General features: G+C 53.2%; 1 pseudogene. It reads right to left on the minus strand.

The window, feature by feature from the left end:
- Positions 1-1202: pseudogene (locus ABRP64_RS11610) on the minus strand (IS3 family transposase); the annotation flags it as partial.
- Positions 1203-1233 lie beyond the last annotated feature (31 nt).

Here is a 1233-nt window from a genome sequence, read left to right on the forward strand (position 1 = left end):
TTCTTATTACCATTTTGATCAGCGAGCTGGGCTTCGAAATCGACGGGGCTTACCATCCCGATGGACGAGTGGCGACGGCGCCGGTTGTAGACAATCTCAATCCAGCGGGCCACCGCCTTCCGGGCTTCGTTGCGGGTTCGCCATTCCTTCCGATCGTAAAATTCGGTCTTCAATGTCGACCAGAACGACTCGGCCATCGCATTGTCAAAGCAGACACCAGTACGGCCGACCGATTGTGCAATCCCTAGTTCTTGACAGACCTGCCACAGCTGTTCGCTGGTGAACTGGGTACCACGATCGGCGTGGAAGACCACGCCGTCGGGTACTTCACCACGCAGGGTGTAAGCCATGCGCAGTGCACGTTCAACTAGGTAAGAATCCTGCACACTATCCATGGACCAGCCTAGGACTCGGCGGGAGTGTCCATCGCGGATAACGCATAGGTACAGCCAGCCCTCATTCGTGCGTAGATAGGTAATATCCGACATCCACACTCGATTAAGCTGCCCTTGATCAAATAGGCGTTTCACTAGGTCTGGAAGCGTTGACTTCCGCTTGGATTGAATCGTCGTTACGGGAACAAACGCCCTGGGTGAGATGCCTTCAATACCCATCATCCGCATGCGTTTGGCCACGGTTTTGCGATTCACATAGACCCCACCCTCGGCGAGTTCTGCAGTAATCCGTGGGGCACCGTAGACTTCGTCAGAATCTTCCCAGATGTCATGAATTTTCCTGTCTAACTGGTCGAGGAATCTCTGACGCTGATTTTCACCACGAAGCCGTACTGCTTGAGCCTTTTGCCATTTATAGTAGCCAGAACGAGAAACCTCTAATAACCTGCTCATTCGTTTGATGCTGTAGTTCGCCTTGCTCTGGCTGCATTAGCTCAAATTTTTCCGATCGCGTTGCTTCGCAGCGAAGAAGGCGGTGGCTTTTGACAAGAACTCATTATCCATCTTGGCCTCAGCTAACTCACGACGCAGGCGAGCGTTTTCGGCTCGTATATCGGCATCACTGCGGCCATCTACCGAGCCTTGGCGTTCCCGCTCAAGTTTGACCCACCTGCCTAAAATTGTGGCCGATACGCCAATTTCCTTAGCCACATGAGCGATTGGGCGCCCAGACTCAATGACCAGTCTGGCGGCCTCCTGCCGGTACTCCGGGGTGTACTTCTTCCTTGACGAACTCACAATGAACATCCTCTCCTACGGACACAAGATCCGTACTAAT

This window comes from Corynebacterium sp. KPL4015 (assembly GCF_040225725.1).
Lineage (GTDB): Bacteria > Actinomycetota > Actinomycetes > Mycobacteriales > Mycobacteriaceae > Corynebacterium > Corynebacterium rhinophilum.